General features: G+C 61.6%; 20 protein-coding genes. 12 read left to right on the top strand and 8 right to left on the bottom strand.

Annotation, left to right across the window (positions count from 1 at the left end):
- The first annotated feature begins 79 nt into the window (after positions 1–79).
- The 8 genes from PQR62_RS18805 (at position 80) to rutF (ending at position 7,724) form a co-directional block, all read left to right on the top strand.
- Entirely contained in the window at positions 80–1,069 is a 990-nt protein-coding gene (locus tag PQR62_RS18805) for an MBL fold metallo-hydrolase (RefSeq protein WP_408159538.1), read from the top strand.
- Positions 1,070–1,968: 899 nt separating this feature from the next.
- Positions 1,969–3,195, top strand: a complete 1,227-nt coding sequence (locus PQR62_RS18800; protein WP_408159537.1) for a DUF2252 family protein — start codon at positions 1,969–1,971, stop codon at positions 3,193–3,195.
- 99 nt (positions 3,196–3,294) lie between these two features.
- Positions 3,295–3,663: a hypothetical protein gene (locus tag PQR62_RS18795; protein ID WP_408159536.1), complete on the top strand. Its 369-nt coding sequence runs from the start codon at positions 3,295–3,297 to the stop codon at positions 3,661–3,663.
- Positions 3,664–3,872: 209 nt separating this feature from the next.
- A complete protein-coding gene (gene rutA / locus PQR62_RS18790; RefSeq protein WP_408159535.1) occupies positions 3,873–5,015 on the top strand; it encodes a pyrimidine utilization protein A in 1,143 nt (380 codons plus the stop codon).
- A 9-nt stretch (positions 5,016–5,024) separates the two neighbouring features.
- On the top strand, positions 5,025–5,804 hold the full coding sequence (gene rutB, locus PQR62_RS18785; RefSeq protein ID WP_408159534.1) for a pyrimidine utilization protein B: 780 nt from the start codon (positions 5,025–5,027) through the stop codon (positions 5,802–5,804).
- A 53-nt stretch (positions 5,805–5,857) separates the two neighbouring features.
- A complete protein-coding gene (rutC, locus tag PQR62_RS18780; protein WP_408159533.1) occupies positions 5,858–6,250 on the top strand; it encodes a pyrimidine utilization protein C in 393 nt (130 codons plus the stop codon).
- Positions 6,251–6,257: 7 nt separating this feature from the next.
- Positions 6,258–7,115 carry a pyrimidine utilization protein D gene (gene rutD, locus PQR62_RS18775; RefSeq protein WP_408159532.1) on the top strand — a complete coding sequence of 286 codons (858 nt, stop codon included), beginning with the start codon at positions 6,258–6,260 and terminating at the stop codon, positions 7,113–7,115.
- A 90-nt stretch (positions 7,116–7,205) separates the two neighbouring features.
- Positions 7,206–7,724, top strand: a complete 519-nt coding sequence (rutF, locus tag PQR62_RS18770; protein WP_408159702.1) for an NADH-dependent FMN reductase RutF — start codon at positions 7,206–7,208, stop codon at positions 7,722–7,724.
- 91 nt (positions 7,725–7,815) lie between these two features.
- Here rutF and rutR read toward each other — a convergent pair whose 3' ends face one another.
- Positions 7,816–8,613 (bottom strand): HTH-type transcriptional regulator RutR, encoded by a 798-nt coding sequence (gene rutR / locus PQR62_RS18765; RefSeq protein WP_408159531.1) that lies wholly within the window; start codon positions 8,611–8,613, stop codon positions 7,816–7,818.
- Positions 8,614–9,024: 411 nt separating this feature from the next.
- On the opposite strand from rutR, the gene PQR62_RS18760 reads away from it, so the two are divergent.
- Positions 9,025–10,572, top strand: a complete 1,548-nt coding sequence (locus tag PQR62_RS18760; RefSeq protein ID WP_408159530.1) for a YihY/virulence factor BrkB family protein — start codon at positions 9,025–9,027, stop codon at positions 10,570–10,572.
- 64 nt (positions 10,573–10,636) lie between these two features.
- Here the strand turns inward: PQR62_RS18760 and PQR62_RS18755 are convergent, their stop codons facing one another.
- From PQR62_RS18755 to PQR62_RS18730, 6 genes are all read right to left on the bottom strand, one after another.
- Positions 10,637–11,089, bottom strand: coding sequence for a response regulator (locus PQR62_RS18755; RefSeq protein ID WP_408159529.1), 453 nt, complete (start codon positions 11,087–11,089; stop codon positions 10,637–10,639).
- Positions 11,090–11,357: 268 nt separating this feature from the next.
- Complete coding sequence (locus PQR62_RS18750) at positions 11,358–12,242, bottom strand: SDR family oxidoreductase (protein ID WP_408159528.1); 885 nt, start codon at positions 12,240–12,242, stop codon at positions 11,358–11,360.
- A gap of 177 nt (positions 12,243–12,419) precedes the next feature.
- Positions 12,420–13,100 (bottom strand): glycosyltransferase family 2 protein, encoded by a 681-nt coding sequence (locus tag PQR62_RS18745; protein WP_408159527.1) that lies wholly within the window; start codon positions 13,098–13,100, stop codon positions 12,420–12,422.
- A gap of 10 nt (positions 13,101–13,110) precedes the next feature.
- A complete protein-coding gene (locus tag PQR62_RS18740) occupies positions 13,111–13,770 on the bottom strand; it encodes a class I SAM-dependent methyltransferase (RefSeq protein WP_408159526.1) in 660 nt (219 codons plus the stop codon).
- Positions 13,767–14,525: a PIG-L deacetylase family protein gene (locus PQR62_RS18735; protein ID WP_408159525.1), complete on the bottom strand. Its 759-nt coding sequence runs from the start codon at positions 14,523–14,525 to the stop codon at positions 13,767–13,769. Before PQR62_RS18735 ends, PQR62_RS18740 begins: the two co-directional genes overlap by 4 nt.
- A complete protein-coding gene (locus PQR62_RS18730) occupies positions 14,513–15,583 on the bottom strand; it encodes an acyl-CoA dehydrogenase family protein (RefSeq protein WP_408159524.1) in 1,071 nt (356 codons plus the stop codon). The genes PQR62_RS18735 and PQR62_RS18730 overlap by 13 nt, the downstream gene beginning before the upstream one ends.
- A gap of 407 nt (positions 15,584–15,990) precedes the next feature.
- On the opposite strand from PQR62_RS18730, the gene PQR62_RS18725 reads away from it, so the two are divergent.
- Positions 15,991–17,112: a catalase family protein gene (locus PQR62_RS18725; RefSeq protein WP_408159523.1), complete on the top strand. Its 1,122-nt coding sequence runs from the start codon at positions 15,991–15,993 to the stop codon at positions 17,110–17,112.
- Positions 17,113–17,546: 434 nt separating this feature from the next.
- Complete coding sequence (locus PQR62_RS18720; RefSeq protein WP_408159522.1) at positions 17,547–18,005, top strand: hypothetical protein; 459 nt, start codon at positions 17,547–17,549, stop codon at positions 18,003–18,005.
- Positions 18,006–18,293: 288 nt separating this feature from the next.
- On the opposite strand, the gene PQR62_RS18715 is transcribed toward PQR62_RS18720, so the two are convergent.
- Entirely contained in the window at positions 18,294–18,488 is a 195-nt protein-coding gene (locus tag PQR62_RS18715) for a hypothetical protein (protein WP_408159521.1), read from the bottom strand.
- 301 nt (positions 18,489–18,789) lie between these two features.
- Between PQR62_RS18715 and PQR62_RS18710 the strand changes: the two genes are divergently transcribed.
- Entirely contained in the window at positions 18,790–21,141 is a 2,352-nt protein-coding gene (locus PQR62_RS18710) for an FdhF/YdeP family oxidoreductase (protein WP_408159520.1), read from the top strand.
- Positions 21,142–21,143 lie beyond the last annotated feature (2 nt).

The following is a 21,143-nucleotide window of genomic DNA, read 5'->3' as shown; positions in this document are numbered from 1 at the left end:
CATGACCAAACCAGGCGCCATGCGCCGATGCACCGTTTTAATCGTTTGCGTTGCCCCTGAATTCAACAAAAGGACAATCATGAAATACCGCGATTCACTATCATCGCACCAGCTACTTGCCCTGTACATCTTGCTTGCCCTGTGCCTGCTGCTGCAATGTGCGGCGTACGCGGCTGCCCCGTTGGCGCGCACGTCGGCACCGGGGTTCTACCGTTTCATGATGGGCGGGTTCGAGATCACCGCGCTCAATGACGGCACGCTGGAATTGCCGGTCGACCAGTTCCTCATCAACACCACTCCCCAAAAAATCAACGACGCGCTGGCCGCGCACTACCTGGAGAGCCCGCTTGAAACCTCCTATAACGCTTTCCTGATTAATACGGGAACCAAACTCATCCTGATCGACACCGGTGCCGGCAACATCTTCGGCCCGCGTCTCGGGAAGCTGGCAGCAAACATGCGCGCCTCGGGCTACACCCCGTCTCAAGTGGACGAGATCTACATCACACATATGCACGCGGACCATATCGGCGGGCTGACGACGGATGGAGAAATGAACTTTTCCAATGCGATCATCCGCGCTAATCGGAAGGAACTCGACTACTGGCTGAGCGAAGCGAACATGGCCAAGGCGCCTGAGGGCAATCGCGGCGACCAGAAAGGGACCTACCGCCGCGCCATGACAATCATGGCTCCCTACGTCAAGGCTGGCCGGATGCGTCCGTTTGACGGCGAGGCAGAACTGAGTCCCGGCATCCGGGCATATCAAAGCGCCGGACATACACCTGGGCACGTGGGCTACATGATCGAGAGCCAGGCAAATCGGCTGATGGTCGTGGGTGACATTATCCATGTCGCGGCCATTCAGTTCCAGGATCCGACGGTCTCCGTTGCGTTCGACAGCGACAGCAAACAGGCCGAAAAGGAACGCCTCAAGGAATTCACCAGCATCGCGGATGGCAAGCTATTGTTCGCCGCCGCTCACATCCCCTTTCCCGGGTTGGGCCGGCTGCAGGCGAAACCGCAGGGCTTCCAATGGGTTCCCATCAATTACTCGGCGGGGAAGTAATCTCGGCCGTCGTTATCCGGACTTGCAACCAGGCAGCCGAATATCGTAAAGCCCGTTAAGTGGGCTTTTTCACTTTTTTGAGATGACGGCTCCAGGCCGATAGCGGACCACCGTGACGTAAGGCTTGGCACCATGGCTGCGGCCATGCCTGCTCCTGACAGCAGTGAAGATCGGAAGATTGAATTCCCGATCACCATGACCTGACAAGGCCCTGGGAAGGTCAGCCGATAGTGGGAAAGACCTGCTTATCCAGGAGGAGCAGGGCTATGGCGACACCTTCCAGTTTCTGCGCATGGTGGCTTGGGCACGCCAGCGTAGTGGTGCGCGCATCATCCTGGAAGTCAATGCGGATAGCTACCCGCTGGCCACACGTTACGCGGGATATGACGACATCATCCCTTTGGGGACGATTCCGCCGGCGTCCGACTTCCATTGCGAACGGATGAGCTTGCAGCAATCGCGGCGGCAGAGCTTGCCGCTTGTCGCGCGAGCGAGGCCTCCATGGCCAATCCCGACTCCGGCGAAGCAGCTTGTCTGTCAGGTCTGCAACGAAAGAAATCGCCGCATTCTCCGTAAAGTTTCCTGATTATAAAGTGCCCGCAAATGCCGGTACATCGGGTCGCCGGGTTCTGCCACATGCCTGCGCAAGGCTGTATATATTTTTTCTCTGCCTGTTACGCGGGTGCGAATGGCATGCACAGCATGCTGTCTTACGCGAGGTGTATCGCTACGCCGCTACGCAGGCCGACCAGACCGGCGGATACTCCATGCGGTCTTACGCTTTTGTTAGACGCAACTCCGGGTCGGGGCAACGCTGAGGCGGAAGTCCTGTGCTCACCCTCATTCTGTTCTTCATAAAAAAACTTCGCGCCTTTCCTGAACGTTATCCACATACGCCCATGCCCAGCAAACTGATCAGAAAACAACCACGTCCTTCTCAACGACAAGACATCCTCAAAACTGCCAAGAACCTGAAGATGGCCCGCTCTGCCCATGCCTACGTACGCGGCAGCACGCTGCGCTTTTATGACTGGCTCAATGAAGTCAAGTCGACCAGTCTGCCGGAGGGGCCGGCCATCTGGATTTGCGGCGATTGCCATATCGGTAATCTGGGGCCGGTCGCCAATTCCGACGGCAAGATTGAAATCCAGATCAGGGATTTCGACCAGACCGTGATCGGCAATCCATCGCATGATCTGATTCGCCTGGCGCTTTCGCTGGCGATGGCGGCGCGCAGCTCCGATCTTCCGGGCGTCATCACGGCCAAGCTGATGGAGGTGCTGGTACAGGGCTACGAGTCGGCGTTTCTGGCAGAAGCCGACGCCAAGGTCGGCAAGAAACCCAAATCCGTTCGCGTTGCGCTCAAGAGCGCGCATCGTCGCACCTGGCAAGAGCTGGCCAGGGAGCGCGTTGAAGGAAAGACGGTGCGCATTCCGCTGGGAAAACGTTTCTGGCCGGCGTCCAAGCATGAGCGCCAGGTCATCGGAGAACTGTTTCAGGAAGCCGATGCCCAGGAACTGGTGACCTCCTTGCGCCACCGTTCCGATTACGCCAAGGTCAAGATGCTCGATACCGCCTACTGGATGAAGGGCTGCAGTTCGCTCGGCTTTCTGCGCTTTGCCGTGCTGCTCGACGCCGGTGGTCAGGCGGTCGAGCAAAGCGATCTGTGCCTGTTCGACATCAAGGAAGCGGTGACCGCCGCCGCCCCGCGCTACCGCAATGCCAGCATGCCGCGCGACAATGCCGAGCGTGTCGTCGAAGGCGCGCGCCAGCTTGCCCCGCATCTGGGGATGCGCATGAAGGCGGCGCGTGTGCTGGACAAGCCGGTCTTCATGCGCGAGTTGCTGCCGCAGGATCTCAAGCTGGAGATCGATCACGTCAGCGAAGCGGAGGCGATTCGCGCGGCGCGCTATCTGGCGCGCGTGGTCGGCCTGGCGCATGCCCAACAGATGGATGAACCCACCAAAGCCGCATGGAGCGCGGAACTGGCGCGCCATCGCTCCAGGACGCTGGAGGTGCCGTCCTGGCTGTGGAGCAGCGTGGTTGATCTGGTCGCCAGTCACGAGCGCGCCTATCTTGAGCATTGCCGCCGCTATGCCCTGGCTGAACAGCCGATTGAGTTCTGAGCGCCTTGCGCGGCGTGAGCCTTGATTTGCGCGCAAGCTAGCTGATTTGCCATTTCGCCGGGACGACTACGAGCCCATGAGGATTGCGCCTACATCTACTTGCCCGGTTTGAGCGCAGGATCACGCGTCATCTCCGGCATCGCATCGGGAAGCATTCCGATGTCCCTCCAAGTAGATCGTGAAAAGGAAATCAACATGTTGAGTCTGAACAAGCATCCGGATGCCGTGGGCCTGCGCGCCGCAAGCCTGCCTGCAATCGCTGGAAACGCCGAAGGCGCAGCTGAACTGCCGCAGCAGATCGCCGCCGAAGAGGCGCACCGGATCGAAGCGCACAACGCCAAGATCAAGCGGCGTCAGGAATCAATCGCCAGCTGGCCTGTGACCAGCCTCAGCAGCAAGCGACAGGCAGTTGCGCAGGAGGAAGCGGCGGATAAGCAACATCCCGACGATCAGCCTCAAGAGAAATAAACGCAGCATCAGGGCCGGGCAGGGCAGGAGCGACGGCGCCGGTAATGCCATTCCGGTGCGCCGCGCACCAGCGCGGCACGAAGTCGGTTTGATCGCTTGCTTCAAAATAGACCGTTTGGTAAAAAATAAATAATAATTAAACGCAAGTAATTGATTATTAGAGACTAATTTTTATGGCATGACGATTGCTAAGAAACAGGTGAGCACGCGTGACCCACCTTTCTAGCGAGGCAATCATGAATGTCGGCATCTTCATTCCCATCGGCAACAACGGCTGGCTGATTTCGGAAAACGCTCCTCAGTACAAGCCCAGCTTCGAGCTGAACAAGCAGATCGTGCAATCGGCCGAGCACTACGGCGTCGATTTCGCGCTGTCGATGATCAAGCTGCGCGGCTTCGGCGGCAAGACCGAGTTCTGGGATCACAACCTGGAATCCTTCACGCTGATGGCCGGGCTGGCGGCGGTGACCAGCAAGATCAAGCTGTTTGCCACCTCGGCCTCGCTGGTGATGCCGCCGGCCATCGTCGCGCGCATGGCCTCCACCATCGACTCCATCTCCAACGGCCGCTTCGGTCTCAATCTCGTCACCGGCTGGCAGCGTCCCGAGTATTCGCAAATGGGCATGTGGCCGGGCGATCAGTTCTTCGGCAATCGCTACGAATACCTGTCCGAATACATACAGGTGCTGCGCGATCTGTGGGGCGAGGGCAGATCGGATTTCAAGGGCGCGCATTTCCAGATGGATGATTGCCGCCTGAGTCCGCGGCCGCAAGCCGACATGAAAGTGATCTGCGCCGGCCAGAGCGATGCGGGCATGGAGTTTTCCGCAAAACACGCCGACTACAATTTCTGCTTCGGCAAGGGCATCAACACGCCCAAAGCGTTTGCGCCGGCCGCCGAAAAACTGATTCAGGCCACCGCCAGAACCGGCCGCCATGTCACCACTTATGTGCTGATGATGGTGATTGCCGATGAAACCGACGAAGCCGCGCGCGCCAAATGGGAGTACTACAAGGCCGGCGCCGATCAGGAGGCGATTGCCTGGCTCGGCCAGCAAAGCGCGGTCGACACCCGTTCCGGCAGCGATACCAATGTGCGGCAGATGGCGGATCAGGCCTCGGCGGTGAACATCAATATGGGTACGCTGGTGGGTTCTTACGCCAGCGTCGCGCGCATGCTCGATGAAGTGGCCGAGGTGCCCGGCACCGAAGGCGTGCTGCTGACCTTCGACGATTTTGTCGGCGGCGTGCAGGCGTTTGGCGAACGGATTCAGCCGCTGATGCAAAGCCGCATGCATATCGATACCCCGGTCGCCAGTCGCGCCACCGCGACCCAACTCACGGCCGCCTGAGGAGCGCGCATGACTGAGTCCGCTACCCCGCAAAGAAACGCCACGCTGCATTCCGATGTCGCCGTTGGCGCTCCCGTGCTGCCGGGCATGCCGCCGCCGCTGGTGGTGCCGGCGCGGCCGGAACCTTTGGCGATGGCGCGCGGCGCCACGGCGCTGATCGTGGTCGACATGCAGAACGCCTATTCCACAGCAGGCGGCTATGTCGATACCGCCGGCTTCGATATCTCCGGCGCGCGCGGCGTGATCGGCAATATCGCGCGCGCGGTGGAAGCGGCCCGCGCCGCCGGCATCCTCATCGTCTATTTACAGAACGGCTGGGACGCCGATTACGTCGAAGCCGGCGGCCCCGGTTCGCCCAACTGGTACAAGTCGAATGCGCTCAAGACCATGCGCCGTCGCCCAGAATTGCAGGGGCGCTTTCTGGCCAAGGGCGGCTGGGATTACGCACTGATCGATGCACTCAAGCCGCAGGCCGGCGACATCGTGGTGCCGAAGACGCGCTACAGCGGTTTCTTCAACAGCGTACTCGACAGCACGCTGCGCGCCCGCGGCATCCGCAATCTGGTGTTCACCGGCATCGCCACCAATGTCTGTGTCGAGTCCACCTTGCGCGATGCCTTTCATCTGGAATATTTCGGCCTGATGCTGGAAGACGCGACGCATGAACTGGGCGGGCCGGCGATTCAGGCTGCCGCCGTCTACAACATAGAAACCTTCTTCGGCTGGGTCTCCACGGTGGACCAATTCTGCGCCGCGCTGGCGGCTGAAAGCGAGACCGGCACACGCTGAAATTTCACTTCTGATTTTCTATTACCGCATCCCCTCAACAACAAGGAACTGCAATGCCAAAACAAGCGCTCATCCCTGCCGGCAGCGGCACACCCATCGCTCCCTTCGTACCGGGCATTCTGGCCGAAGGCTTCGTGTTCGTGTCCGGCACCTTGCCCTTCGACAAAGACAATAATGTGGTGCACGTGGGCGACGCGGCGGCCCAAACGCGCCATGTGCTCGACATCATCAAGTCGGTGCTGGCCGAAGCCGGCGGCACCATGGATGACGTCACCTTCAACATGATCATGCTGAAAGACTGGGCCGATTACGCGGCCATCAACACGGTCTACGCCGAGTATTTCGCCAACGTGAAGCCGGCGCGCTATTGCATACAGTGCGGCCTGGTGAAACCCGATGCGCTGGTCGAAATCGCCTCGATCGCCAACGTCGGCAAAAAGACCTGAGCCGATCATGCGCAGCGCGACGGTGAATGGCCTGACCTACGATGTGCATGATCCGCATGACTTGCGTGCGGATCAGTGCGCGGTGCCGACGGTATTGCTGTCTTCCGGGCTGGGCGGCGCAGCCGGGTATTGGCAGGCGCAATGGCCGGCGCTGCTGGCGGCAGGCTATCGCGTCATCGTCTACGATCATCGCGGCACCGGCCGCAGCAAAGGTGCGCTGCCGCAGCCTTATTCGATTGCCGACATGATGCAGGACGTGATCGACATTCTCGATCACAGCGGTACCGCCAGCTGCCACATGGCTGGTCATGCGCTGGGCGGGTTGGTGGCCCTGCAACTGGCGCTGAGTGCGCCGCAGCGCATCGACAGCCTGTTGCTGATCAACGCCTGGGCGCGGGTGGCGGCGCATACCCAGCGCTGTTTTGCCGCGCGTCTGGCGCTGCTGGATGCCTGCGGCGCACGCGCCTATGTCGAGGCGCAGCCGCTGTTTCTCTATCCCGCCGCCTGGAGCGAGGCGCATCTTGCACAGATCTCGGCGGAAGTGGAGCACGCCTGCGCGCATTTCCCCGGCGCCGATGTTCTGCACGCCAGAGTGGCGGCGCTCAAGGCCTTCGACGTCGAGCAGCGTCTGGGCGAGATCAGCGTGCCGGTCTGGCTCGCCGCATCGCGCGACGATGTGCTGGTGCCGTGGACCGCGTCGCAGCGTCTGGCAGATCGCCTGCCCAATGCCAGTCTCGAATTGTCGCCGGCCGGCGGCCATGCCCACAATGTCACCTGCGCCGATGCGTTCAATCGCAGCATGCTGGCGTTTCTGGCTGCTCTCGATTCATCGCGGCAGGCGACAGCAGGCGTTCGATCCTGCTGACTTGAAAGGAAGCACATCATGGCTACCGTACTGGCGCCGGCATCCTCGGATGCAATTTCATCGAGCCCTGCGCAGTCGCTGCCTGGTCTGATGGCGGCCATTGCGGAACCGTTGTCGTCGGCTGCCACGGCGCCCGGCAAGGATGAATTTCGCCATGCCATGACGCGCCTGGGGACTGCGGTGAACATCGTCACCACTGACGGCCCCGGCGGGCGTGCGGGTTTTACTGCCTCGGCCGTGTGCAGCGTGACGGACTCGCCGCCGACTTTGCTGGTCTGTCTCAATCGCAGCGCCTCGGTGTATGCGGCCTTCGATGTCAATGGCGTGCTGTGCGTCAACGTGCTGGGCGCCGGCCAGCAGGCGTTGTCGAATCTGTTCGGCGGCAAGACTGCGATGGGTGAACGCTTTGCCGCCGCGCAGTGGCACACCCAGGCGAGCGGCGCACCGCTGCTGCAGGGTGCTCTGGTGTCCTTCGATTGCCGCATCGTCAACCGCACCAGCGTCGGCACGCACGATGTCTTGTTCTGTGAAGTGCAGGCGATCGCGCTCGGCGATGCGGCGCGCGGGCTGGTCTACCTGGATCGCCGCTATTACGAACTCGGGGAATGATCAGTAGCAGCGCTGCATGCGCGAATCAGCCGATTCAGGGCCAAGATCGTGCGGCAGTCTCCGCCTGAAAATGAAGAGGAGTGAAGCGCTGCTATCCGGAAGTCGCGCGCGTGAGCACGCCATGCAGCACGATGTGCTGGACGTTGGCCACGGCCTGTTCGAAAAATGCCGGCTCATCCAGCGTGCGGCCGGTGAGCGCATGCACCTGCACGCTGAAGTCGGCGTAATGCTGCGTGGTCGACCACAGCGCAAACAGAAAATGATGCGGCTCGACCGGCGCCAGGCGGCCGTCCGCCACCCAGGCGCGGATCACTTCCGACTTGGCTTCCACCAGATCGCGCAATTCATGTCCCAGTTCATCGTGCAGCAAGGGCGCGCCCTGCAGCACCTCCATGCAAAACAGACGCGAGGCCTCGGGGTTGTCGCGCGAGTTCGCCAGCTTGCCGCGAATGTAGTCGCCGATGGCCTGCTCCGGGTCCTGATCGGCCTGAAACGCTCTGAGCGGCGCCAGCCAGACCGCCAGCAAATCGCGCAGCACGGCCAGATACAAGTCTTCCTTGTTGGGAAAGTAATACAGCAGATTGGTCTTCGACACGTCGGCACGCTGCGCCACCTGATCCAGACTGGTGCCGTGCAGGCCGAAGCGTGAGAACAAGGCCAGGGCTGCGCTGGTGATGCTCTCGCGCTTGGCTTCGATCTGGCGCTGGCGGCGGCCGATGGCGGCTTCGCTCCGTACGGCGGGCGCTCTCTCGGCGCGCTTGCGCGGCGCCGCTTTGGCTGCCAGGCGCGGCCGTTTGGCAGGAGCCGCCGCTGCCAGGCCGGCAGTGGCATCGTCCGGAACGGTGGCGGAGAGCGTTTGATCGGCCGCCGGGCGTCTGGTCTTGGGCATGCTGGTGATGCTCCTTTTGATGTACGTAGATTCGGTCGCCTGCCGTTGCCACGGCGTGCAGGCTGCACTATACCTCCCGCTGCGCGGGAAAGGAATTGGCGGGCGCAGTCTCTTTTCGTCCTACAAGGAAAACAAGTTTCCTCTGACGGTAGCCGGCAGCGCGAGCAGGTAATCTACAGTCAGCCTGCCATTTGCCCCGATGAAATGAAGTGGAAAAATGGCAGGCCGAGGGCAGGTAATAAGAACAGTGAAGAACAGTGAAATGCGGCGCCGAAATGCCGTGCCATGCAGTGCAATCTCAGAGAAATCAATAATCAGGTTTCAAATCTTTTCGATTCTTGACCCCGCGTCGGATATACAGCGGTGAAATGCCCTCTGATCCCGATTCTCCATCCCGATTCAGGACAGTACATGAACGACAACAACAATTCCGCGCCCGCCAGCGATCCGTCCAATGATCCCTCCAGTCGGGCCACGCCGCCTTTTCCCGTGACGCTCGCCCATAAAACAATGGCGACATCTGCCGGCAGCGCCGCAGCAAAATCAGGATTGCGTGCCGGCGCCGGTCTGCTGGTCGGCGGCGCAGTGGCAGGCGGTCTGGGTCTGCTGTTTGCCAAGCGACGCACCAATCAGAAAAAACAGGCGCAACAGCAGAAGTCCGGCGCCGCCGCAAGCGCCGCGCGTCCCTTGTCGATTTCCAAAGACAGTCCCTATTCCAGTTCCGCCGCGCTGGCGGCATCACGGCCGCCTTTGCCGAAGGCGCCTCGCGCGGCGCCCGACAAGAATACGTCTGCACGCAAGACTACTGCCAATAAATCAAAGAACAGCGGGCAGCACGGCAAAACGCAAAGCGACATGCCGGCGCAGATCGCCAGGGCAGTGACGCTGATTCTGCCGCTGGTGGCAGCACATCAGGAGCGGCGCCGGCATGAGCGCGAAAAACAGGATGAGCATGACAAGAAAAAGGAGGAAGTCGTCAACGTGCTCAAGGAGCAGGTCGAAGCCATCCCCGCCTCGCACGCGAGGGCGCCGGTCGCGACGATAGATGGCAAGACGCGCGTACAGCGCATGGGCCAGTTATGCATGGCGGCGGTGAACGCCTGGCTGGAAGATTTCGCGCCCAGCATGGGCGCGGCGATTGCCTACTACACCATCTTTTCGATTGCGCCGATGCTGGTCATCGCGATTGCGGTGGCCGGCATGATCTTCGGCCAGGATGCGGCGCAGGGCGAAATCGTCAACCAGATCGGCAGCATCGTCGGCAACGAAGGCGCGGCAGCCATTCAGAGTCTGTTGCTGTCGGTGAGCAAGCCCACCGACGGCATCATTGCCACCGCACTCAGCGTGGTGACGCTGGCGGTCGGCGCCACGGCGGTGTTCGCCGAACTGCAAAGCGCGCTTGATCGCATCTGGCGCATGCCCGCCATCGCCCGCAAGACCGGCATCTGGAATCTGCTGCGCACTCGCCTGTTGTCGTTCGGACTGATTCTGGGCCTGGGCTTCGTGCTGATCATTTCCCTGATTGTCAGCGCCGGTCTGGCAGCGATAGGCAAATGGTGGGGCGGCTGGTTCGAAGGCTGGCAGATCGTGCTGCAACTGCTCAACTTCGTGATTTCCTTCGTGGTGTTTGCCGGCCTGTTTTCGGTGATCTACAAATTCATGCCGCGCGTGACGCTGTCATGGCACGACGTCTGGATCGGCTCGGTGGTGACCACGGTCTTGTTCATCATCGGCAAATATCTGATCGGCCTGTATCTGGGCCGCACCGGCATGGCTTCCGGTTTCGGCGCCGCCGGTTCGTTCGCGCTGCTGCTGGCGTGGATTTATTACTCGGCGCAGATCTTTCTGCTGGGCGCGGAATTTACCTGGATCTATGCCAACAACTTCGGCTCCAAGGCCAAGCGCGCACGGCGTGCCGAACAGGCGCGCACACCCGCGCCGGAGATAGTCGGCCTCTGAATCTTGGGCAGGCGGGAAGTGAAGCTGGAGAGGGGAAAGTCCGACGATCTGAGAATCTGTTTTGTCATGCAGCTGCCGGCATGCTGGCAGCTGCCATCGCGGTAGAGTGGGCCAGCCAATCGCGGATGGTGCGTACCAGCGTGCCGGCATAGTCGGCGGCATCCACGGGCTTGACCACATACGCGGAGGCGCCGGCCAGCTCGGCGCGCTGCCGATCCGATGCTTCCGATGAGGAAGAAAAAACAATGATAGGCACCGCTGCAGTCGCCGGGTTCAGGCGCAGCATGCGTACCAGTTCCAGGCCATCCATCATGGGCAGGTGCGGATCGATCAGGATCATCGAAGGCATATCCTGGGTGTCGCTGCGACGACGTCCATTCACCAGCGAACGCATTGCCGTTTCGGCACTGTCACAACCGCGGAAGGCGCATTCGATCTTGTTACGCCAGAGCGTGAAGCGCGCCAGTTCAATGGCTTCTGCGCTGGCATCGATCATCAGGATTGTCGGGAGGTTCATACAGGTTGTTTCCAGGCTGCTTACTCTGTGTACGTAGATTGCCTGTTCACGTGCGGAGCGGCTATAGGGGATTTCCTGAGAGTAAATGTTGCCGCGAGTGCATGGGCCGTGTGCCTTGTCAGCTCGGGTAGAAGCGGCCGCCGGATATGAAGGCTCGGCTTCGACCGGCGCGTGAATGCAGAGCGCTTTGCGCGGCGCGTTAGGCCCCTCAGATGAATCTTTTGCCGGCGCCTGCGATCGCCACAGCTGCGACGCATGCACCGGCATTTCAGGTATTGATAATTTCTCCGCCGTTAGGATGCAGCACCTGGCCGCTCATGTAGGCCGCGCCTTCAGTCGCCAGAAACAGATAGCAGGGGGCAATCTCATCGGGCTGGCCTGGCCGTTTCATCGGCACCTGAGCGCCGAATTGTGAAACTTCCTCGGCCGGGAAACTGGCCGGGATCAGCGGCGTCCAGACCGGCCCCGGCGCCACCGCATTGACATGCACGCCGGATTTGACCAGTTGCTGCGCCAGTGAACGCGTGAAGGCCACGATGGCGCCCTTGGTCGCCGCGTAATCCAGCAGATGCGCGCTGCCGCGATAGGCGGTGACCGACGTGGTGTTGATGATGCGCGCGCCGCGTGCCAGATGCGGCAGGGCGGCCTGTACCATGTAGAACATGGAGAAGATATTGGTGCGGAAAGTCTTTTCCAGCTGCTGCTCTGAAATGTCCAGAATATTCTCTTGCGGATATTGTTGCGCGGCATTGTTGATCAATACGTCGATCTTGCCGTAGCGCGCGATCACCGCGGCCACTGCCTCGCGGCAAAAGCGCGGGCTGCCGACATCGCCGCGCAGCAGTATGCATTCCGCACCGGCCTGTTCCACCTCATCGCGGGTGCGATGCGCATCCGCTTCTTCATCCAGATAACCCAGCGCCAGGCTGGCGCCTTCGCGGGCAAACAACAGTGCTACCGCATGGCCGATGCCGCTGTCGCCGCCGGTGATCAATACCACCTTGCCTTCCAGTTTGCCGATGCCGGGGGGTGCGCCCAGCGGCTCGCTGCGCGGGCGCGGCACCATCGCCGCCTCCTCGCCGGGCTGATGCGTCTGATGTTGCGCAGGTAGCAGGGCGGGATTGTCGGTGGTGGCGGTAATGGTGATGTTCATCGCGTGCTCCTGGCGCCGTCGGAATCGGATTTGTCTCACCATAAATGTACGCGCGCGCCAGCAGGCGCGGCATCGGACAGCATCCCGGCCTGCTGTAAGAATTGGAGAATTGGATAGCGAGTCGCTATCAAAGAATCGCTGCCTGGCACGACAGCGGGCAAGGCAGGTATCTGCCCTTCAGGCCAGCGGTGCAGTTGCCGGATCTTCCGGCCGCCAGGCAGACAAGGTGTCGCCGAAACCGCCGCGGGCCTTGCTGGCAATACGCGCGCTGGTGTTGACGCGCGGCGAGGCGCTCCAGGCGATGCGGGCGCCGGCCGCGATCAGCAGATCGACAATCGCCACGTCTTCGCTGCAGGCCATCGGCGGAAAGCCGCCCACGCTTTTGTAGGCCCGGGCCGAGATGCCGAAGTTGGCGCCGTGAATATGCCGATGGCCTTCGCGATCAAAATAGCTCGTGCGGAAGTGCTCTTGCAGCTGCGGCGAATGCTCGCTCCAGTCATCCACGCAAATGGTGCCGCAGACGGCATCCGCATTGAGTTCCAGCAGTAATTGCGCCGCCAGCCAGTCCGGCGCCACCAGACTGTCGGCATCGGTAAAGGCCAGCCAGCGCGCGCCCGCCGCCAGCAAACGGCTGGCGCCTGCAGCGCGCGCCATGCCTACATTGCGTGCCTGCAAGGCAATGATCTCCACCTGATGGCTGCGCGCGATGAGCGCGGAGCGGTCAGTGCATGCATCCAGCGCCACGATGATGCGCACCGCTTCGTTGAGCGCCGGATGCCGGGCGGCGAGGTGCATCGCGCTCAGGCAGGCCGACAGGTATTGTTCCTCGTTATGCGCCGGGATCACCACGCCTATCATGCCGGGCCTCTCAGCTCGGGCGCGCGGCAGCCGGCAGCGGCGCGCGCATCCACAGATCCAGCACGAAGTCGGCATCTTCGTAACGCGCTTCCTGGCGCAGGCCCGGGGCTTGTCCGAGCGCGGCATGAATCGCATCCGTCTCTTGCAGGCGATCATCGAAGGGACGTTTCCAGTGGCAGGCCAGCAGGTAACCCTGAGGGCTGAGACTATCCATGAGCTTCGCTGCCAGCAGCGTGGTCTGGTCCGCGGTGAGGTAGTAACAGAATTCGCTGAGCACAATCAGATCGAATTGCGGATGCTCTACGGCGCCGCTCCACCATTGTTCCGGCACGCTCTGCTGCAGGATTTCTACGTGGGCCAGTGCAGCACTTTTCTCGCGTGCGATCTGCACCGCCTGATCGCAAAAGTCCGACGCCGTCAGGCGTTCGCAACGGCGCGCCAGCTCCAGCGTCAGTTCGCCGTTGCCGCAACCGGGTTCGCAAATGTGGCTGAAATGCGGCTTGGGCAGCAAGGCCAGAAGAATGGCGCGCTTGCGCTGTTCGTACCAGCTGTCGACGGCATGCCAGGGATCGGCGCTTTCGGCATAGAGCCGCTCGAAGTGCGCCGCCGGCCTGCCGCCGGTTTGCGCGCTTGAAAAGTCCGGGGACGAAAATGCGGATGGGATGTTCATGTGAAATACACCTCGTAGGGCCTGATGAAATGTTCCAGCACTTCGCGCGGCAAAACCGGCTCGTTGCCGCTTGATGGGTCTGCGCTGATCTGACTGTGAAAACAATGAATGGCAGCACGCTTGCGCGCTTCCGTGGCCGGATCGAAATTCAGTCTGCGGGCGCGCGCCCAGGGCAGATCGCCGCGCGCCGGCTGCGCCCAGTGCCAGGCCCAGATCGGCACTTCCACCAGCTTGCAGCCCAGTTGCGCTTCCAGCGCGGCGCCAATGCGGCCGACCGCTTCGTGATCCGGATGCCCATCCAGTCGCCAGCTGGCGAATACCACGTCGGTCAGGCGCAGACGCTTTTGCAGCCAGCTCTGCAATTGCTGCTGGCGGCCGGCCACTTCACCGTCGGGAATACCGACCCGCATTACCTCGATCTGTGTATCGCTCAGGCATCGCAGCGCCGCTTCGGTTTCCATTTTGCGCATGTGCGGTAAGGCGCCGGCCAATGCCGACGACGGTCCATGACTCTTTTCGCCGTCGGTGACGGCGACCAGCACGACCTCGCGATGCAGGGTGCGCAGCTGGGCAATCAGGCCGCCGCAACCCAGCACTTCATCGTCGGGATGCGGCGCCAGAATCACCGCGCGCGAATGCGACGGCACCAGCAACTCCAGTTCGAGCGGCGGCAGCGCGGCCAGCTCAGGCGACGCCTGCCAAAGATGCTCGGCGGTGCCGGCATTGATATGGATATGGCGATCTAGATCTGCCATGGCTGTTCCTCGCTTTCGATGGCGAGCATCCCGAGCGCCTGCAGATCGCGTTCCGCGTGACTCTGGCGAATGAACACCGGCAGATCGGCCAGCAAGCGCGCGCTGTGGCGATCGGCGCAATAGAGGCCGGGGCCGAGTGCGCGGCCGCTATGCGTCAGCGCATGCTGTGCTGCATGCTCGGCCTGCAGCCGCACGCGCAGCGCGCCGCGCATTGCATCCGAGGCCGGGTTGGCATCAATCCACGCCGCCAGCTCGCGCAGCGCTGCGGCGCTGGCATGCAGGACCACTTCCAGCTGGCCGAGATGCGCCAGCGCGTGTGCATCGTTGCGACTTTTTAGCCAGTCTCTGGTACATCCGGCGAGGGCCGCGGCGGCACCGTGCCAGCACGCGGCGATACCCGCGCCGCCTTGCCAGAATCCGGCGCGGCTCAGATAAAAGCCGGCAGGGCCGACGGGGGTGCCGCGCACGTTTTTGAGTTGCAGTACGGAGGTGGCGGTGGCGGCCATGCCGACCGCCTTCCAGTCGTCCCCGACGATTTCAACTCCCTCCTGCGCAAGATCGACTGCCGCCAGACAGGAGCGTTGCCGCTGATCCCGATAGCCGATCAGTGCATGCGTGACGCTGGCCGCACCGGAGCACCACAGCTTTTCGCCATTCAGCATGAGGCTGTGTCCCGCCACGATGTCGCGCACTTGCAAGGCGCCGTCTTTCGACTCGGCGCACCACACGCCCCATACCGCATGCGGCGGCAGATCGTGGACCCCGGCTTCGGCCAGAATGGCCAGCGCATCCGTGTGCGCTTCAAACAGTTTGGCCAGACTCAGATCCTGTGCCGCCACCGCCGCCAGCATGCGCCAGCGTTGGAGCGTGCGGCCATGTCCCGGCAGCGGCAGATCGCCCATGCCATTGTCCACTAGCTGGCACAGCAATTCACCAACCAGCGCCGGCATGCCGGCTTGCGTGGCATGCGCGAGAGGCAGCCCCACCATGGCGTTCAGGGCGGCGATGGTCTGCGCTATGTCTTGCGCCGGAATGATTTTGCGAGCGGGTTTGTGCATGGTTTTCGGCAAGCCGGCTGAGGGTCGGAGGGCGGATAAGTGCGGCAGACGCTGCTCCATTTCTTTCCTGGAGGCGCTGCCGCAGCAACGCATGCCGCGATTATTGGCAAATGGCGACCTGTGCGATGTCGGCGAGCTCATGCATTTGCAGTAGGACAGACCCCCATAACGGCGCGCCGATGCGCAGATCGCCAATGGGCGCAGCCGCAATGAGCTCATCAAGAAGCGCCTACGCGTCCGACAGACGCGCCTGACGAGCTTAAAGGGCAAGCGCTGCTGACGGCGGGGGCGATGCATGCCTAGTCTTGCTGCTCAGCGCTGATCAACTGCCCTATGTTCGATAGCGCTCGATGATGCTCACCCATGCTCAGTTTTAGCCACCCCTTCGTTTTACTGAAAGGCAAGCCATGAAACCCGATGACCTAAATCCGCAGGCCCCTGTGATCTATGATTCCTCCTGCGAAATTCTTGAGCCCGATGAACATGAAGTCGAAGCCGGCCTGATTGCGGCCCTGACTGAAATTTCCGAAACCACTTTCAAACATTCCGGCCATGCCACGCGCAGCGTGCATGCCAAGAGCCACGGTTTGCTGCAAGGTGAAATCGAAGTCCTGCCGGGTTTGCCGCAGACCCTGGCGCAGGGCATGTTTGCGCAGCCCGGGCACTGGCCGGTAGTGATGAGGTTGTCGACGTCGCCCGGCGATGTGCTGGACGACAAGGTGTCGACGCCGCGCGGGCTGGCCTTGAAAGTGGTGGGCGTGCCGGGTGCAGCTGCTGCCCGCTTGCCTGGCAGCGAACAGGACGTGACGCAGGATTTCCTGATGATCAACGGGCCGGCATTTTCGGTAGCGGGCGCGGGCAAGTTTCTGTCCACACTGAAGTTGCTCGCCAAGACCACCGATAAGGCGCCGCAGTTGAAAAAGGCCTTCTCGGCTTTGCTGCGCGGCGCCGAGAGCATGCTGGAATCTGCCGGCAAGCAAAGCACGACCTTGATGTCCATGGGCGGCCATCCGGTGACGCACATACTCGGTGAAACCTTCTATAGCCAGGTGCCGCTGTTGTGCGGGCCTTATATGGTGAAAGCATCGATTGCACCGGTCTCGCCGGCCCTGAAAGCGCTGACCGGACAAGCGCTGGATATCGATGGCCGGCCGGATGGACTGCGTGACGCGGTCTGCGAATTCTTTGCCACTCAGGACGCCGAATGGGAGCTGCGTCTGCAACTGTGCACCGACCTCGAACGGATGCCGCTTGAAGACGCCTCCGTGGTCTGGCCGGAAGAGTTGAGCCCCTTCATTCCGGTCGCGCGCATTCGCGTGCCGCGCCAGCAGGCCTGGAGCGATGCGCGCTCCAAGGTGGTGGACGACGGCATGTCGTTCAGCCCCTGGCATGGTCTGGCGGCGCATCGTCCGCTCGGTTCGGTGATGCGTGTACGCAAGGCGGCCTATGTCATGTCGGCGCGTTTTCGCAGCGAACACAATGGTCGTTCGACAGCCGAGCCGACGCAGCTTGAACCGTTTCCCGATTGAGATGGATTCACCGTGCCTGGGCCGCCGCGGAGAAATTTTATTTCGAATCCCAGGCACACCGTTCAAGCGCGCCGCTCGCTCAAACTTCAGCTCATCCGCCCGACTTTGCGCGGCATGCGGGTCACCGGCTGATGAGCTGAGGTTAGTCCCGGATCCGGGTCAAAGAGCCGTCTTGTATTTCACGCAGACGCCGACAGCAACATAGTGCTTACACCGACGCGCGCTGCCGACGACAACCGACAGCCAGAGCTGGCCGCCTTGGCTAGCATGTACGCCTGACGTCGAAAAAGAAGTTACTCATGATTCACGCAGGCTGAGGTATCGGGTCTGTCGGAATGTGAGGTGCTTCCTCGGCCAAGAGTGAACATAGATCAACAGACGATCTCAATCCACGACATCAATCGGGACTGATCGCCACCTTCCAGGAGAAGACAATGAAACTTAAATTGATTGCAGTGATTGCAGCCGGCGCCTTTGGCATCAGCGCCCATGCGCAAACCACGACCAGCCCGTCAGGCACCGGCGCAGGGAGTACGCAGCCCGGCGCAACGCAACCGGGCGTGCCGGGCACTTCCGGCAGGATGGGTGCTGCAGGCAGCGGCACGAACGGAACAAGCGGCACCAACGGAACCAGCGGCAATGGTAGTAGCACGAACGGCGGCAAGGGCGGGGTGAACGGCGCATGGTCCAGCGGCACCGGCAGCGCAGGCGCCAGCGGTAACGGCGGCGCAGCAGGGACGACGGCACCCGGCGGTGGCAATTCGGGCGCAACCGGTTCCGGTTCTTCTTCAGGCAGTGGTGCCGGCTCCGGCGGCGGGGCAAGCGGAGCCGGCGGTGCTTCCGGCGGCGGTAGTGGTGGTGCGGGCGGCGGAGCAGGTGGCGGCGGCAGCTGATTTGAAGCCGGACAATTGCTCACGAAGGCAGGACAGGCAATTTCGCTACGCTTCGGAACATCCGCAGCGGCCATCCTGAGCGTGAGCAGTCCCCCGCAAGCGCGGTGAATGACTTGAATGCGGCCAGTGATAGAGAAGTGATACGGAGAAGTTATATCGCGCCTGCAGTAAGGCCACGAGGGATGTTTCCTGAAACAGGTTCATCCCTCGTTGTCGTTATTGCATTGCTATTATTTTTATTTTGGAAGGCATGCGCCGGATCAGATTGCCGGCAGGCAGCTTTTCAGTTCAGGCTTTGGCGTCGTCGCCGTTTTCTTCATCGTCCAGCGCGGCGGAGAGCACGCGCACATTGAGCGGCGGGAAATCTTCCTTGCACTTGCCCAGCGTATCTTTCATCAGGCAGGTCGAGAACGAGCGCGCGACGCTCGGGCTGGCGAAGACATAGACATCGCGTCCTATCTGTACTTCGTTGTCTGGAGACATATCTCTTTTTCCATCCATTAAACAAACGGCGCAATCCTAACATGCAAGTCTCGGGATGCGCATCATTCGGCCTCAGCTTTTGTGCCATTTCTGCCATTGCAAAATTTGGCGATTGCGATACCGGCCCGACTTGGTCAGCTGTAGGAAAAGCAGCGCATCCGAATCGGGATGCGGCCTACATCCAAATCCCGGCGTCCAGCCCATCATTGAATGCCGTTGAATCGGCATTCCCGTGCGCTAGGGATACTCGCTGCTGCAGATCGAATCAGGCGGGCTTTGTACTCAATCCAGGAGCAATGTGATGAAAACCAAGGACATTCCGCAGGACGCCACGTTTACGGAATACACGCACGCCGCCGGCGGCTGGGGTTCGGTGCGGGCCCTGGGTTCCATCCTGATGCAGGAGAACGTGGTCGCCAACGGCGCGCGCGTGCTGATGAAACAGAACAAGCCGGACGGCTTCGCCTGCGTCAGTTGCTCGTGGGCCAAACCGGCCGATCCGCATATGTTTGAATTCTGTGAGAACGGCGCCAAAGCCACTGCATGGGAAATTACCGACAAGCGCGCCACGCCCGAATTTTTCGCCGCGCATACCGTGAGCGAGCTGGAGCAGTGGTCCGATCTCGAACTGGAATCGGTGGGACGTCTCACCGAACCTTTGCGCTATGACGCCGCCAGCGACAAATATCTGCCGCTTTCCTGGCAGCAGGCGCTTGATGAAATTGGTACGGAGTTGCGCGCCATGCCGCCAGAGAAAGTGGTCTTCTATGCATCGGGACGCGCCTCGCTTGAAACTTCGTACATGTATCAGCTCATGGCGCGCATGTACGGCAACAACAATCTGCCCGACAGCTCCAACATGTGCCACGAATCGACCTCCGTAGCCTTGCCCAAGACCATAGGCGTCGCGGTCGGCACGGTGCGCCTGGAAGACTTCGAACATACCGACTGCATTCTCTTCTTCGGTCACAACACCGGCACCAATGCGCCGCGCATGTTGCATCCGCTGGAAGAAGCGCGCAAGCGCGGCGTGCCGGTGATTACCTTCAACCCCTTGCGCGAGCGCGGACTGGTTTCTTTCGTGAATCCGCAATCGCCGCTGGAGATGCTGACCCCGGCGCGCACCGCGATCAGCACCCAATATCTGCAAATCCGCATCGGCGGCGACACTGCCGCTGCGATGGGCATGGCCAAGTGGCTGATCGAGGAAGACGATGCCGCGCTGGCGGCGCGCCAGCCGCGTCTGCTCGATCCCGGCTTCATCGCCGATCACACCAGCGGCTTTGAAGAGTTCGCGCGCGTGGTGCGCGCTGCCGATTGGGGCGAGATCGAAACCCAGTCCGGCGTTTCGCGCGATCAACTCGAGCAGGCTGCAAAAACCTATACCGGCGCGCGCGCCGCCATGCTGATGTACGGCATGGGCATTACCCAGCATCGCGAGGCGGTGCGCACCATTCACATGCTGACCAATCTGCTTCTGCTGCGCGGAAACATCGGCAAGCCGGGCGCCGGCATCTGTCCGATTCGCGGCCATTCCAACGTGCAGGGCCAGCGCACCGTCGGCATCACCGAAAAGCCGGAAATGGTGCCGCAGGAAAAACTGCGCGCGCAATACGGTTTCGAGGTGCCGCAAAAGAAGGGCCTCAATACGGTCGAGGCTTGCGAAGAAATCCTCAGGCGCGACATCGCCGGCTTCATCATGCTGGGCGGAAATTTCGTGCGCGCGATTCCCGATCATTCGCGCATGGAGCCGGCCTGGCGCGAGATTCCGCTGACGGTGCAGATCATGACGCGGCTCAACCGCAGTACGGTGATCCACGGCAAGAAATCCTATCTGCTGCCTTGCCTTGGACGCATAGAGATCGACCAGCAAGGCAGCGGGCCGCAAGCGGTGTCGGTAGAAGACAGTACCGGCTGCATGCACGGCTCGCGTGGCGTGACGGCGCCGGCCTCGGAACATCTGTGGTCGGAAGTGGCCATCGTGGCCGAGCTGGCCAAGCGCATCACGCCGCCCAATCCCAAGGTGGACTGGGATGCCTGGCGCGCCGACTACAGCAAGATCCGCTCAGCCATCGCCGAGACCTATCCCGAGATATTTCACGATTTCAATGAACGCATGTGGACCCCGGGCGGTTTCGCCCGGCCGCTGGCGGCGCGAGAGCGCAAGTGGAATACCGATACCGGCAAGGCCAACTTCATTGCGCCCGACAGTTTCGAAGAAGACCCGGACATGCCTGCGCACGGCCCCGATGTATTGCGCCTGATGACCACCCGCGGCGACAGCCAGTTCAACACCACTGTCTACAGTCTTGACGACCGTTTTCGCGGCGTCTACGGTACGCGCCGGGTCTTGCTGCTGAATGCTGCAGACATGGAGCGCCTGCAACTGAACAACGGCGATTTCGTCACGGCGCGCACGGTCTGCGATGACGGCATCGATCGCCGCGTCGGCAATCTGCGGGTGCAGTCCTTCGATATTCCGCCGGGCTGCATCATGGGATATTTCCCTGAACTCAATCCGCTGATTCCTTTGGCGCATCATGCCAAGGGCAGCAAGGTGCCGGCGGCGAAATCGATACCGGTGCGCCTGTCAGTTGTCGGGCCCAGGCCGGGCGCGGCAACTGATCCGGAATCACAAATTAGAGCGGCCTGAGA

It is taken from the genome of Herbaspirillum lusitanum (assembly GCF_046025995.1).
Lineage (GTDB): Bacteria > Pseudomonadota > Gammaproteobacteria > Burkholderiales > Burkholderiaceae_D > Herbaspirillum > Herbaspirillum lusitanum_A.
This window is presented reverse-complemented; position numbering and strand designations above follow the sequence as displayed.

Excerpts from the sequence above, each read along its gene's own strand:
- rutF (WP_408159702.1), top strand. The coding sequence starts at position 7,206 with ATGGCGGCCATTGCGGAACCGTTGTCGTCGGCTGCCACGGCGCCCGGC.
- PQR62_RS18750 (WP_408159528.1), bottom strand. The coding sequence starts at position 12,242 with ATGAACATCACCATTACCGCCACCACCGACAATCCCGCCCTGCTACCT.
- PQR62_RS18725 (WP_408159523.1), top strand. The coding sequence starts at position 15,991 with ATGAAACCCGATGACCTAAATCCGCAGGCCCCTGTGATCTATGATTCC.
- rutB (WP_408159534.1), top strand. The coding sequence starts at position 5,025 with ATGACTGAGTCCGCTACCCCGCAAAGAAACGCCACGCTGCATTCCGAT.
- rutR (WP_408159531.1), bottom strand. The coding sequence starts at position 8,613 with ATGCCCAAGACCAGACGCCCGGCGGCCGATCAAACGCTCTCCGCCACC.
- PQR62_RS18735 (WP_408159525.1), bottom strand. The coding sequence starts at position 14,525 with ATGGCAGATCTAGATCGCCATATCCATATCAATGCCGGCACCGCCGAG.
- rutD (WP_408159532.1), top strand. The coding sequence starts at position 6,258 with ATGCGCAGCGCGACGGTGAATGGCCTGACCTACGATGTGCATGATCCG.
- PQR62_RS18745 (WP_408159527.1), bottom strand. The coding sequence starts at position 13,100 with ATGATAGGCGTGGTGATCCCGGCGCATAACGAGGAACAATACCTGTCG.
- PQR62_RS18805 (WP_408159538.1), top strand. The coding sequence starts at position 80 with ATGAAATACCGCGATTCACTATCATCGCACCAGCTACTTGCCCTGTAC.
- PQR62_RS18710 (WP_408159520.1), top strand. The coding sequence starts at position 18,790 with ATGAAAACCAAGGACATTCCGCAGGACGCCACGTTTACGGAATACACG.
- PQR62_RS18740 (WP_408159526.1), bottom strand. The coding sequence starts at position 13,770 with ATGAACATCCCATCCGCATTTTCGTCCCCGGACTTTTCAAGCGCGCAA.
- rutC (WP_408159533.1), top strand. The coding sequence starts at position 5,858 with ATGCCAAAACAAGCGCTCATCCCTGCCGGCAGCGGCACACCCATCGCT.
- PQR62_RS18800 (WP_408159537.1), top strand. The coding sequence starts at position 1,969 with ATGCCCAGCAAACTGATCAGAAAACAACCACGTCCTTCTCAACGACAA.
- PQR62_RS18715 (WP_408159521.1), bottom strand. The coding sequence starts at position 18,488 with ATGTCTCCAGACAACGAAGTACAGATAGGACGCGATGTCTATGTCTTC.
- PQR62_RS18730 (WP_408159524.1), bottom strand. The coding sequence starts at position 15,583 with ATGCACAAACCCGCTCGCAAAATCATTCCGGCGCAAGACATAGCGCAG.
- PQR62_RS18720 (WP_408159522.1), top strand. The coding sequence starts at position 17,547 with ATGAAACTTAAATTGATTGCAGTGATTGCAGCCGGCGCCTTTGGCATC.
- PQR62_RS18755 (WP_408159529.1), bottom strand. The coding sequence starts at position 11,089 with ATGAACCTCCCGACAATCCTGATGATCGATGCCAGCGCAGAAGCCATT.
- PQR62_RS18760 (WP_408159530.1), top strand. The coding sequence starts at position 9,025 with ATGAACGACAACAACAATTCCGCGCCCGCCAGCGATCCGTCCAATGAT.